A 12,291-nucleotide genomic window follows, 5' to 3' on the forward strand; every position below is an offset into this window, starting at 1 on the left:
TACCCGCATGAACATCATCGAACCCGGCATCCGCAACCTTGCGCTGGCGAAGGACATCCTCCTCACGCCGTACGGCCTCGACGAAAGCCTGCTCACGCGCACGATCGCCGACATCTTCACGCATCGCGTCGACTACGCGGACCTGTACTTCCAGGCGACCCGCAGCGAAGCGTGGAGCCTCGAGGAAGGCATCGTGAAGTCGGGCAGCTTCAGCATCGACCAGGGCGTCGGCGTGCGCGCGGTCGCGGGCGACCGCACCGCGTTCGCGTACTCGGACGACCTGTCGCCGGAAGCGATCGCGCAGGCCGCCGCCGCCACGAAGGCGATCGCGGCGGCCGGCGGCGGCCGCCAGAAGATCAAGGCGGCGAAGTCGCTGACGGGCATCTCGGGCCGCGACCTGTACCTGCCGTCCGATCCGCTCGCGTCGCTCGACGCAACCGCGAAGGTCAAGCTGCTCGAGCGCATCGAGCAGATGGCGCGCGGGCGCGACCCGCGCGTCACGCAAGTGATGGCCGGTCTCGCCGGCGAATACGACGTCGTGCTGGTCGCACGCAGCGACGGCGCGCTGGCCGCCGACATCCGCCCGCTCGTGCGCGTGTCGGTCACGGTGATCGCCGAGCAGAACGGCCGCCGCGAGATCGGCTCCGGCGGCGGCGGCGGCCGCTTCGACTACGGTTACTTCACGGACGAAGTGCTGTCGCGCTACGTCGACGATGCAGTGCACGCGGCGCTCGTGAACCTCGACGCGCGGGCCGCGCCAGCCGGCGCGATGACCGTCGTGCTCGGGCCGGGCTGGCCGGGCGTGCTGCTGCACGAGGCGATCGGCCATGGCCTCGAGGGCGACTTCAACCGCAAGGGTTCGTCGGCGTTCGCCGGCCGGATCGGCGAGCAGGTCGCCGCGAAGGGTGTGACGGTCGTCGACGACGGCACGCTGCCGAATCGCCGTGGGTCGCTCAACATCGACGACGAAGGCAATCCGACGCAGTGCACGACGCTGATCGAGGACGGCATCCTGAAGGGCTATATCCAGGACACGCTGAATGCGCGCCTGATGAAGATGCCCGTCACCGGCAACGCGCGGCGCGAGTCGTACGCGGCGCTGCCGATGCCGCGCATGACGAACACGTACATGCTCAACGGCGACAAGGATCCGCAGGAAATCATCTCGTCGGTGAAGAACGGCCTGTACGCGGTGAACTTCGGCGGCGGCCAGGTCGACATCACGAACGGCAAGTTCGTGTTCTCGGCGTCCGAGGCGTACATGATCGAGAACGGCAAGGTCACGTACCCGGTGAAGGGCGCGACGCTGATCGGCAGCGGCCCGGAATCGCTGAAATACGTGAGCATGATCGGCAACGACATGTCGCTCGACTCGGGCGTCGGCGTGTGCGGCAAGGAAGGCCAGAGCGTGCCGGTCGGCGTCGGCCAGCCGACTCTGCGGATCGACAAGATGACCGTCGGCGGTACGGCATAACCGCATCCCTGCGCAGACAATCCGCGTATTTTTCTTGAAACGCGCGGATTGTCCGCATTTTCGGGTGCCCCCGGTTGCCAGCCGCGCGGGGACCGGGTATAAATTCCGAATCGACTTTTTTGACGAACCGAATCTCCGTCATGTCCGCCAAGTTTTATTTTTACTTTTTTTGGTATCTCAGACCGCTGGCGGATCGAGAGGGTTGATGGCGCGTGAAGCGCAACCGAAATTCCCGAAAAAACCGCCGGCGAACCCGGCGGTTTTTTTTCGCCCTTCGCCAGACGGTCGCCGCCGCGGCGGTCCCGCGGCCCCGATCGACACCACTGAATTGCCTGAATTGATGAATCTGCCGCACGCGCACTGACCGAACGGCGCCCCGGAAAATTAGGAGAAACAGCATGCCCCCGCACAACACCGACGACGTCCGCATTCGCGAGCTCAAGGAACTGACGCCGCCCGCCCATCTGATTCGCGAATTCGCGTGTTCGGAGGCCGCGTCCGAGCTGATCTACAACTCGCGCCAGGCAATGCACCGGATCCTGCACGGGATGGACGACCGGCTGATCGTCGTGATCGGGCCGTGCTCGATCCACGATACGAAGGCGGCGATCGAATACGCGGGCCGGCTCGTGAAGGAGCGCGAGCGCTTCAAGGGGGAACTGGAAGTCGTGATGCGCGTGTACTTCGAGAAGCCGCGCACCACCGTCGGCTGGAAGGGGCTCATCAACGATCCGCATCTGGACAACAGCTTCAAGATCAACGAAGGCCTGCGCACCGCGCGCGAGCTGCTGCTGCAGATCAACGAAATGGGGCTGCCGGCCGCGACCGAATACCTCGACATGATCAGCCCGCAGTACATCGCCGACCTGATCTCGTGGGGCGCGATCGGCGCGCGCACGACCGAGTCGCAGGTGCATCGCGAACTGGCGTCGGGGCTGTCGTGCCCGGTCGGCTTCAAGAACGGCACCGACGGCAACGTGAAGATCGCGGTCGACGCGATCAAGGCCGCGTCGCAGCCGCACCATTTCCTGTCGGTGACCAAGGGCGGCCACTCGGCGATCGTGTCGACTGCAGGCAACGAGGACTGCCACGTGATCCTGCGCGGCGGCAAGACGCCGAACTATGACGCGGACAGCGTGAACGCCGCGTGCGCGGACATCGGCAAGGCCGGCCTCGCCGCGCGCCTGATGATCGATGCGAGCCACGCGAACAGCTCGAAGAAGCACGAAAACCAGATTCCGGTGTGCGCGGACATCGGCCGCCAGGTCGCGGCCGGCGACGAGCGCATCGTCGGCGTGATGATCGAGTCGCACCTCGTCGAGGGGCGCCAGGACCTGAAGGAAGGCTGCCCGCTGACCTACGGCCAGAGCATCACCGACGCGTGCATCGCGTGGGACGACAGCGTGAAGGTGCTCGAAGGCCTCGCGGAAGCCGTGAAGGCGCGCCGCGTCGCGCGCGGCAGCGGCAACTGAATGACGCCAAAGCGCCGAGCCGAGGGTGCGGCGCTACCCGGCAACGCTGCGGGTGCGCACCCGAAGCCGGCCGCCCGGCCACGCAAATGAAACGCCCGGCTCGCGCCGGGCGTCTCTCACCGCGTGTTTGCGTCGGCCGAAACCGGCCGCCGGATCGTCACTCGAGCGCGCCCGAACCGAAGATCTCGGTGTTCACGCGCTCCGGCGCGACGCCGAGGGCGACGAGCGCGTCGCGTTGCGCCTTCATGAACGCGATCGGTCCGCAGATGTAATAGTCGGCATCCGGCACCAGCGCGTATTGCTTCACGCGCTCCGGCGTCAGGCGCCCTTCGAGATCGTGATCGACACCGGCCCGGTCGTTCGGGCCGACCAGCTCGTACAGCACCGTACGCTTCACGTTCGCGTGCTCGCGCGCTGCGTCGTTCAGCCAGTCGCGGAACGCGTGCACCGCGCCCGACCGGCATGCGTGGATGAAGCGAACCTCACGCTTGCTGCCTTCGGCGATCAGCGTCGACGCCATCGACATCATCGGCGTGATGCCGACGCCGCCGGAAATCAGCACGACCGGCGTATCGGCATCGCGCTTCAGCGAGAAGTCGCCCATCGGCGCGGTCGCCTCGACGATCGCGCCCTCTTCCACCCCGTCGTGCATCAGCGTCGACACCTTGCCGGCCGGGATCGCTTCGGCGTTGCCCGCTTCGCGCTTCACCGAGATACGCAGCCACTTGCCGTGCGGCGCATCGGACAGGCTGTACTGGCGCGGCTGGTCGACGCCGAGATCGCCGACGAAACGCTTCACCGAGATGTACTGGCCCGGCTCGAATTTCGGTGCTTCGCCGCCGTCGGCGGGCGTCAGATAGAACGACGTGATCTCGTCGCTTTCGCGCACCTTGCGGGCGACCCTGAACGGGCGGAAGCCGCTCCATGCGGCGCCCGCGTACAGATCGGTCTCGGCGCCGATCAGGATCTGCGCGAGCTGGCCGTAAGCGACGCGCCATGCTTCGAGCGTATCCGCGTCGACCGCATCGCCGAGCACCTCGACAATCGACGCGAGCAGGTTCTCGCCGACGATCGGGTAATGCTCCGGACGGATGTTGAGGCTCGCATGCTTGTGCGCGATCCGCGATACGGCGCCGCCCAGCGCGCCGAGATTGTCGATGTTCGCCGCGTACGCATAGACGGCCTTCGCGAGCGTTTCCGGCTGGCTGCCGGTCTTCTGGTGCGTCTGGTTGAACAGGTTCTTCAGTTCCGGATGACGCGCGAACATCCGCTGATAGAAATGCTTCGTGATCGTCGTGCCGTGCTCGGCCAGGACGGGGGCGGTGGCCTTCACACGGGCCATCTGGTCAGCGGTGATGTGGGTCATGTTCGTTCTCCGTTAAACATGCGGATACGATACATCTTTAAAAACCGGCAACCCCCCGGACAAATTGTCGCAGCGCGGAAAACGCAACGCCGGGCATCAGCGAACGCGCCCGCGCTCCCACAGCACGTCCGCGCCGCCGTCCGCACGGTTCAGCACGCGCGCCAGCACGAACAGCAGGTCCGACAGCCGGTTCACGTAGCGCCCCGGTGCATCGTTGAGCGTGTCGGTGCGCCCGAGCGCGACGATCGAGCGCTCCGCGCGGCGGCACACCGTCCGGCACACGTGCGCAAGCGACGCCGCCCGTGAGCCGGCCGGCAGGATGAACTCCTTCAGCGGCGGCAACGTCGCGTTGTAGTCGGCGAGCCACCGGTCGAGACGCGCGAGGTGCGTGTCGTCGAGCACGGCGTGGCCGGGGATGCACAGCTCGCCGCCGAGATCGAACAGGTCGTGCTGGATCGTGACGAGCGCGGTGCGCACGTCGTCCGGCAACGACTCGGCGAGCAACACGCCGAGATTCGAGTTCAGCTCGTCGACGTCGCCGATCGCGGCGATACGTGCGTCGTCCTTGCCGATGCGCCGGCCGTCGCCCAGGCCGGTGGTGCCGTCGTCGCCGGTGCGCGTGGCGATCTTGCTCAAGCGGTTGCCCATGCGGATGTCCCTGTCGTGCGCGGCCGCGAAGCGGCCCGGTTGCGTTCGAACGCGATTATCGCAGCCCGCGCGGGGCGCCGCAGCAGGCGTTGCAGCGTAGAATGAGCCGAAAGTTCGACAAGCAGCCGTCAGGAGACATTCGTGAATCACCCCGACACGCCGGCCGCCACACGCCGCCCCCTGCCCCCCGCGATGCTCGATGCGCTGCGCGCCGCCTTCGGCGAGCGCGTGTCGACCGCCGACGCCGTGCGCGCCCATCATGGGCGCGACGAATCGCCGTTCGATCCGCAACTGCCCGACGCCGTCGTGTTCGCACACAGTGCCGACGAAGTCCGCGAAGTCGTGACACTGTGCGCGCTCTACGGCGTACCGCTGATCCCGTACGGCGCCGGCTCGTCGCTCGAAGGCCATCTGCTCGCGGTGCGAGGCGGCGTATCGCTCGACCTGTCCGAAATGAACCGCGTGCTGTCGATCAACGCGGAAGACCTGACCGTTACCGTTGAACCGGGCATCACGCGCAAGGCGCTCAACGAAGCGCTGCGCGACACCGGCCTGTTTTTCCCGATCGATCCGGGCGCCGACGCCAGCATCGGCGGGATGACGGCGACCCGTGCATCCGGCACCAACGCGGTGCGCTACGGAACGATGCGCGAGAACGTGCTTGGCCTGACCGCCGTGCTTGCCGACGGCCGCGTCGTGAAAACGGGTTCGCGCGCTCGCAAGTCGTCGGCCGGCTACGACCTCACGCGGCTGTTCGTCGGCTCCGAGGGCACGCTCGGCGTGATCACCGAAATCACGCTGCGCCTGCATCCGCTTCCCGAAGCCGTGTCGGCTGCGATCTGCACGTTCCCGTCGATGGGCGACGCGGTGCGCACCGTGATCGAGACGATCCAGATCGGCGTGCCGATCGCGCGCGTCGAATTCGTCGACTCGCTCGCCGTGCGTTCGATCAACCGGCACTCGAATCTGACGCTCACCGAAGCGCCGACGCTGTTCTTCGAATTCCACGGCACCGAAGCCGGCGTGAAGGAGCAGGCCGAACTCGTGCAGGCGCTCGCGGGCCAGAACAACGGCCAGGGCTTCGAATGGGCGACCCGTCCCGAGGATCGCACGCGGCTCTGGGCCGCGCGCCACAACGCTTATTTCGCGATGCTGCAGCTGAAACCGGGCTGCCGCGCGGTGACGACCGACGTATGCGTGCCGATCTCGCAACTCGCGGCGTGCGTCGAGGAAACCGAAGTCGATCTGCGCGCGTCGTCGCTGCCCTGCCCGATCGTCGGCCACGTCGGCGACGGCAACTTCCACGTCGCGATCCTGATCGACCCCGACAAACCCGAGGAAATCGCCGAAGCCGAACGCATCAACGACCGGATCGTCGAGCGCGCGCTGCGTCTCGGCGGCACCTGCACCGGCGAACACGGCGTCGGACTGCACAAGATGCGCTTCCTGCCGAAGGAGCACGGCGACAGCGCCATCGACACGATGCGCGCAATCAAGCTCGCGCTCGACCCGCGCAACCTGATGAATCCCGGCAAGATCTTCACGTGCTGACCCGGCGGCGCGATAACGCGCCGCACGCAGGAGACCGAATGAACGCTTCCGTCGAACTGTCGAGCGCGACGCGCGCGCAGCGCCAGCGCGAAGTCGTGCAGGCGCTGATGGCCGTGCTGCCGACGCACTGCCTGTTGTACCGCGACGAAGACACCGCACCGTACGAATGCGACGGCCTGTCCGCGTACCGGCGTCTGCCGCTCGCGGTCGCGCTGCCCGAAACCGAGTCCCAGGTGCAGCGGGTCGTGCAGATCTGCCGCCGCATGGAAGTGCCGATCGTGCCGCGCGGCGCAGGCACGAGCCTGTCCGGCGGCGCGCTGCCGATCGCGAACGGCGTCGTGCTGTCGCTCGCGCGCTTCACGCGCATCGTCGAGGTCGACCCGTACGCGCGCACGGCGACCGTACAGCCTGGCGTGCGCAATCTCGCGATTTCGGAAGCTGCCGCGCCTTACGGCCTCTACTACGCGCCCGATCCTTCGTCGCAGATCGCGTGCACGATCGGCGGCAACGTCGCGGAGAATTCAGGCGGCGTCCACTGCCTGAAGTACGGGTTGACCGTGCACAACGTGATGCGCGTGCGCGCGGTCACGATGGACGGCGAGATCGTCGAATTCGGCTCGCTCGGCCTCGATACGCCGGGCCTCGACCTGCTCGCGGTGATGATCGGCAGCGAAGGAATGTTCGCGATCGTCACCGAGGTCACGGTGAAGCTGATCCCGAAACCGCAAACCGCGCAGCTCGTGATGGCGAGCTTCGACGACGTCGTGAAAGGCGGCGAGGCGGTCGCGGCGATCATCGCGTCGGGCATCATCCCGGCCGGGCTCGAGATGATGGACAAGCCGGCCACGCAGGCCGTCGAGGCGTTCACGCACGCCGGCTACGACCTCGACGCGAAGGCGATCCTGCTGTGCGAATCGGACGGCACGCCGGAAGAGGTCGCGGAGGAAATCGTGCGGATGACGGCCGTGCTGCGCGAACATGGCGCAACGCGCATCCAGGTGTCGCGCAACGAAAGCGAGCGCCTGCGCTTCTGGTCCGGCCGCAAGAACGCGTTCCCGGCGGCCGGCCGCATTTCGGCCGACTATTACTGCATGGACGGCACCGTGCCGCGCCGCGCGATCGGTCCGCTGCTCGCGCGCATCGAGCAGCTCGAGACGCGCTACGGGTTGCGCTGCATCAACGTGTTCCATGCCGGCGACGGCAACATGCATCCGCTGATTCTCTACAACGCGAACGATCCGGACGAACTGCACCGCGCCGAGCAGTTCGGCGCGGAAATCCTCGAATGCTGCGTGGAATTCGGCGGCAGCGTGACGGGCGAGCACGGTGTAGGAATCGAAAAACTGAATTCGATGTGCGTGCAGTTCTCGCCGCAGGAGCGCGACGCGTTCTTCGCGGTCAAGCGTGCGTTCGATCCGGCCGGGCTCCTCAATCCGGACAAGGGGATCCCGACCCGCGCACGCTGCGCCGAATACGGCCGCCAGCACGTGCGCGGCGGCTTGCTGCCGCACCCCGAGCTGCCGCGCTTCTGAACGACGCAGGAGGCGCGGACCGCCGCCGCGCGGCGCCGTGCACGCGGCGGCGCGTGCATGCCTTGCGATACGAGGCTTAGGGATAGTCGCGATGTGCAATCGCGCCACCCCGGTACAATCGACCGGACAACAACGAGGCAGCAACAGAACATGGAAGAGGACGACATCGTCGCCGGATGGGCCGAGCGCATCCGCGCCGCCAGTGCCGACGGCCGGCCGCTGCGGATCCGCGGCGGCGGCACGAAGGACTGGTACGGGCAGGCGCTGGACGGCGAAATACTCGACACGCGCGTGTTTCAGGGCGTCGTGTCGTACGACCCGGCCGAACTCGTCGTCACGGTCCGCGCGGGCACGCCGCTCGCGCAGCTCGAAACCGTTCTCGCCGAATGCGGCCAGATGCTGCCGTTCGAGCCGCCGCACTTCGGACGCGCCGCCACCGTCGGCGGCTGCATCGCGGCCGGCCTTGCGGGCCCGCGCCGCGCGACGTGCGGCGCGCCGCGCGACTTCGTGCTGGGCGTCACGCTGATGAACGGGCGCGGCGAAGTGCTGCGCTTCGGCGGCCAGGTCGTGAAGAACGTGGCGGGCTACGACGTATCGCGGCTGATGGCCGGCGCGCTCGGCACGCTCGGGCTGATGCTCGACCTGTCGATCAAGGTGCTGCCGGTGCCCGTCGCCGAAGTCACGCTGAAGTTCGAGATGACCGCGACGGACGCGGTGCGCAAGCTCAACGAATGGGGCGGCCATCCGCTGCCCGTCAGCGCGAGCGGGTGGCGCAACGGCACGCTCGTGCTGCGGCTGTCGGGCGCCGAGGCCGCGGTGAAATCGGCGAAGACGCTGCTCGGCGGCGAAGTCGTCGATGCGGTCGAGGCCGAGCGTTTCTGGGCCGGCCTGCGCGAGCACACCGACCCGTTCTTCAACGGCATCCCGCCCGGCTACGCGCTGTGGCGCCTGTCGCTGCCGTCGATCACCGAACCGATGCACCTGCCCGGCACGCAGCTGATGGAATGGGGCGGCGCGCAGCGCTGGTGGATCACGGACGCCGACGCGCAGACGGTACGGATGAGCGCGAAGCAGGCCGGCGGCCATGCGACGCTGTTCCGCGCGGGCGACACGTACGACCGCAGCGCCGGCGTGTTCACGCCGCTGCCCGCGCCGCTGATGAAGATTCACCGCGGGCTGAAGAGCGCGTTCGATCCCGCGCGCATTTTCAATCGCGGCCGGCTTTACCCCGATATCTGAGGTCTGGATGCAAACGAACCTCGCCGATTTCATCCGCAACACGCCCGACGGCGACGAGGCCGACGCGATCCTGCGCAAGTGCGTGCATTGTGGCTTCTGCACCGCGACGTGCCCGACCTACCAGTTGCTCGGCGACGAACTCGACGGCCCCCGCGGCCGCATCTACCTGATCAAGCAGATGGTCGAAGGCGCGCCCGTCACGCGCAGCACGCAGCAGCACCTCGATCGCTGCCTCACGTGCCGCAGTTGCGAGACGACCTGCCCATCCGGCGTCCAGTACGGCCGGCTCGTCGAGATCGGTCGCAAGCACGTCGAGGCGCAGGTGGAACGCCCCGCGCAGCAGCGGCTCATGCGCCGCGTGCTCGCGAGCGTCGTGCCGAATGCGGCGCTGTTCTCGCCGATGATGCGGCTCGGCCAGCACGTGCGGCCGCTGCTGCCAAAACGGCTGCGCGACAAGGTGCCGCCGCGCACGCGACTGCTCGAATGGCCGCAGCGCACGCATCCGCGCAAGATGCTGATGCTCGGCGGCTGCGTGCAGCCGTCGATGCTGCCGAACATCAATATCGCGACCGCGCGGGTGCTGGACGCGCTCGGCGTCGAGACGATCGTAGCGCCCGATGCGGGCTGCTGCGGCGCGATCCGGCTGCATCTGAACTATCACGACGAAGCGCTCGCCGATGCGCGCCGCAACATCGACGCATGGTGGCCGCACGTCGAACAAGGCGCCGAAGCGATCGTGATGAACGCGTCGGGTTGCGGCGCGACGGTGCTCGAATATGCGCACCTGCTGCGCGACGACCCGGCCTATGCGGAAAAGGCGCAGCGCATCGTCGCGTTGACGCGCGACATCTCCGACGTGCTGCTCGCGTTCGAGGCGGAGATCGCGACGCTCGCGCGGCGGCGTGCGATCCATACCGTCGCGTACCATCCGCCGTGCACGCTGCAGCACGGCCAGCAGTCGCGCGGCAAGGTCGAGCGCCTGCTCGAGACGCTCGGCATCGATGTGCGACTGCCGGCCGACAGCCATCTGTGCTGCGGGTCGGCCGGCACCTATTCGCTGACGCAACCGTCGCTGTCGTACCGGCTGCGCAAGCAGAAGCTGCTGAAGCTGCACGCGCTCGAACCGCAGATGATCGTGTCCGGCAACGTCGGCTGCATCGCGCATCTGCAGAGCGGCACGCAAACCCCGGTCGCACACTGGGTCCAGCTCGTCGAGCATCTGCTGTACGGCTGATGCGGGCAAGCAGCCCCGCGCGGCGCTCCGTCCGTATAATGAGCGCATCGCGATGCGGGGCGCGCCGTGCCGCGTCTGCCACAGCCTCCGCCGCCGTAGTCGCTTCCCGTGCCTGTTTCCGTGCCCGTCATGTCCGATTTCGTCACCCGTCTCGACTCCGTCCACCGCCGCATCGCGGACGCCGCCCGCGCGGCCGGCCGCGACCCCGCCACCGTCTCGCTGCTCGCCGTATCAAAGACGTTTCCCGCCGACGACGTGCGCGCCGCGCATGCGGCCGGACAACGCGCATTCGGCGAAAACTACGTGCAGGAGTCGGTCGACAAGATCGATGCGCTCGCCGATCTGCGTGCCGAGCTCGAATGGCATTTCATCGGGCCGCTGCAATCGAACAAGACGCGCGCGGTCGCCGAGCGGTTCGACTGGGTCCATTCGGTCGACCGGCTGAAGATCGCGCAGCGCCTGTCGGAACAACGCCCCGCGCACCTGCCGCCGCTGAATGTGTGCGTGCAGGTGAACATCAGCGGCGAGGCCTCGAAGAGCGGCGTCGCGCCGGCCGACGTGGCGGCGGTCGCGCGCGCAGTCGCCGAGCTGCCGCCGCTGCGCCTGCGCGGGCTGATGGCCATTCCCGAACCGGCCGACGGTCTCGACGCGCAGCGCGCGCCGCATCGCGCACTGCGTGCGCTGTTCGACGCATTGCGCGCCGAAGGACTGCCGCTCGACACGTTGTCGATGGGCATGTCCGCCGATCTGGAAGCCGCAGTGCTCGAAGGCGCGACGATCGTGCGCGTCGGCACCGCGATCTTCGGCGCACGCGACTATTCGCACTGAGCGCCACCCGCCTGGCGCGTTCCCGTTCACTCACTTGCTCAATCGGACATCATGAAAATCGCATTCATCGGCGGCGGCAACATGGCCGCAGCCCTCATCGGCGGCCTCGTCAAGCGTGGGGTCGCCGCTGACGGCCTGTACGCGATCGACGTCAACGACGACGTCCGCGCGCGCGCCGCACAACAATTCGGCATTCGCACCGGCGCGGCCGTCGACGCAACGCTCGCCGACTACGACGCAATCGTGCTCGCGGTGAAGCCGCAGGTGCTGAAGGACGTCGCGCAGGCGCTTGCGCCGCATCTGAAATCGCAACTCGTGATCAGCATCGCGGCCGGCATCCGCGGCACCGACCTCGCACGCTGGCTCGGTGACTACGCGCGCGTCGTGCGCACGATGCCGAACACGCCGGCGCTCGTCGGGATGGGCGTGACGGGCCTCGCCGCGCTGCCGGGCGTCGATGCGGCCGGCCGCGAACTCGCATCGAACGTGCTCGGCGCGGTCGGTGAAATCGTCTGGTTCGACGATGAGGCACAGCTCGATGCGGTCACCGCAATTTCGGGCAGCGGCCCCGCATACGTGTTCTATTTCATCGAAGCGCTGCAGGAAGCCGCGCGCCGCCTCGGGATGAACGACGAGCAAGGCCGCGCGCTCGCGGTCGCGACGTTCGCGGGCGCCGCGCAGCTCGCCGCGCAATCCGGCGAACCGGCAAGCGTGCTGCGCGAGCGCGTGACGTCGAAGGGCGGCACGACGGCCGCGGCGCTTGCGTCGTTCGACGCGCAGGGCGTGAAGGAAGCGATCGTGCGCGGCGCGCTCGCGGCCGAAGCGCGGGCGAAGGAAATGGGCGACGAACTCGGCCGCGCGTAAGCGCTCCGAAGACTACGGTGCCGCCCCGCACCGGCGACAAAAAAGCGGCCTCGGCCGCTTTTTGTTTTGCATCGCGCACCGGC

Annotated in this window: 10 protein-coding genes; 8 read left to right on the forward strand and 2 right to left on the reverse strand. The window is 67.9% G+C overall.

The window, feature by feature from the left end:
* Positions 1-7 precede the first annotated feature (7 nt).
* Both tldD and aroG read left to right on the forward strand, forming a co-directional pair.
* On the forward strand, positions 8-1,474 hold the full coding sequence (tldD, locus tag KDW55_RS19245) for a metalloprotease TldD (protein WP_212160919.1): 1,467 nt from the start codon (positions 8-10) through the stop codon (positions 1,472-1,474).
* Positions 1,475-1,872: 398 nt separating this feature from the next.
* The gene (aroG, locus tag KDW55_RS19250) at positions 1,873-2,946 is read left to right on the forward strand and encodes a 3-deoxy-7-phosphoheptulonate synthase AroG (RefSeq protein ID WP_059547795.1); all 1,074 of its coding nucleotides are present in this window, start codon (positions 1,873-1,875) and stop codon (positions 2,944-2,946) included.
* Positions 2,947-3,103: 157 nt separating this feature from the next.
* Here aroG and hmpA read toward each other — a convergent pair whose 3' ends face one another.
* Positions 3,104-4,312: an NO-inducible flavohemoprotein gene (gene hmpA / locus KDW55_RS19255; protein WP_212160918.1), complete on the reverse strand. Its 1,209-nt coding sequence runs from the start codon at positions 4,310-4,312 to the stop codon at positions 3,104-3,106.
* A 96-nt stretch (positions 4,313-4,408) separates the two neighbouring features.
* Positions 4,409-4,960 (reverse strand): cob(I)yrinic acid a,c-diamide adenosyltransferase, encoded by a 552-nt coding sequence (locus tag KDW55_RS19260; protein ID WP_212160917.1) that lies wholly within the window; start codon positions 4,958-4,960, stop codon positions 4,409-4,411.
* A gap of 141 nt (positions 4,961-5,101) precedes the next feature.
* Between KDW55_RS19260 and KDW55_RS19265 the strand changes: the two genes are divergently transcribed.
* The 6 genes from KDW55_RS19265 to proC all read left to right on the forward strand — a co-directional run bounded on the left by KDW55_RS19265 (position 5,102) and on the right by proC (position 12,208).
* Positions 5,102-6,511, forward strand: coding sequence for an FAD-linked oxidase C-terminal domain-containing protein (locus KDW55_RS19265; protein ID WP_040143461.1), 1,410 nt, complete (start codon positions 5,102-5,104; stop codon positions 6,509-6,511).
* A gap of 38 nt (positions 6,512-6,549) precedes the next feature.
* Positions 6,550-8,043, forward strand: a complete 1,494-nt coding sequence (locus tag KDW55_RS19270; protein ID WP_040143460.1) for an FAD-linked oxidase C-terminal domain-containing protein — start codon at positions 6,550-6,552, stop codon at positions 8,041-8,043.
* Positions 8,044-8,193: 150 nt separating this feature from the next.
* The gene (gene glcE, locus KDW55_RS19275) at positions 8,194-9,282 is read left to right on the forward strand and encodes a glycolate oxidase subunit GlcE (protein WP_069240985.1); all 1,089 of its coding nucleotides are present in this window, start codon (positions 8,194-8,196) and stop codon (positions 9,280-9,282) included.
* 7 nt (positions 9,283-9,289) lie between these two features.
* Positions 9,290-10,516 carry a glycolate oxidase subunit GlcF gene (glcF, locus tag KDW55_RS19280; protein ID WP_059547805.1) on the forward strand — a complete coding sequence of 409 codons (1,227 nt, stop codon included), beginning with the start codon at positions 9,290-9,292 and terminating at the stop codon, positions 10,514-10,516.
* Positions 10,517-10,645: 129 nt separating this feature from the next.
* Positions 10,646-11,344: a YggS family pyridoxal phosphate-dependent enzyme gene (locus KDW55_RS19285; protein WP_212160915.1), complete on the forward strand. Its 699-nt coding sequence runs from the start codon at positions 10,646-10,648 to the stop codon at positions 11,342-11,344.
* Between the two features lie 51 nt (positions 11,345-11,395).
* The gene (gene proC / locus KDW55_RS19290; protein WP_069240984.1) at positions 11,396-12,208 is read left to right on the forward strand and encodes a pyrroline-5-carboxylate reductase; all 813 of its coding nucleotides are present in this window, start codon (positions 11,396-11,398) and stop codon (positions 12,206-12,208) included.
* Positions 12,209-12,291: the final 83 nt, after the last annotated feature.

The organism is Burkholderia sp. AU19243 (assembly GCF_018148075.1).
GTDB lineage: Bacteria > Pseudomonadota > Gammaproteobacteria > Burkholderiales > Burkholderiaceae > Burkholderia > Burkholderia latens_A.

Bases quoted from the DNA above. Each gene is read 5' to 3' on its own strand.
- tldD (WP_212160919.1), top strand. From the start codon at position 8: ATGAACATCATCGAACCCGGCATCCGCAACCTTGCGCTGGCGAAGGAC.
- aroG (WP_059547795.1), top strand. From the start codon at position 1,873: ATGCCCCCGCACAACACCGACGACGTCCGCATTCGCGAGCTCAAGGAA.
- hmpA (WP_212160918.1), bottom strand. From the start codon at position 4,312: ATGACCCACATCACCGCTGACCAGATGGCCCGTGTGAAGGCCACCGCC.
- KDW55_RS19260 (WP_212160917.1), bottom strand. From the start codon at position 4,960: ATGGGCAACCGCTTGAGCAAGATCGCCACGCGCACCGGCGACGACGGC.
- KDW55_RS19270 (WP_040143460.1), top strand. From the start codon at position 6,550: ATGAACGCTTCCGTCGAACTGTCGAGCGCGACGCGCGCGCAGCGCCAG.
- glcE (WP_069240985.1), top strand. From the start codon at position 8,194: ATGGAAGAGGACGACATCGTCGCCGGATGGGCCGAGCGCATCCGCGCC.
- glcF (WP_059547805.1), top strand. From the start codon at position 9,290: ATGCAAACGAACCTCGCCGATTTCATCCGCAACACGCCCGACGGCGAC.
- KDW55_RS19285 (WP_212160915.1), top strand. From the start codon at position 10,646: ATGTCCGATTTCGTCACCCGTCTCGACTCCGTCCACCGCCGCATCGCG.
- proC (WP_069240984.1), top strand. From the start codon at position 11,396: ATGAAAATCGCATTCATCGGCGGCGGCAACATGGCCGCAGCCCTCATC.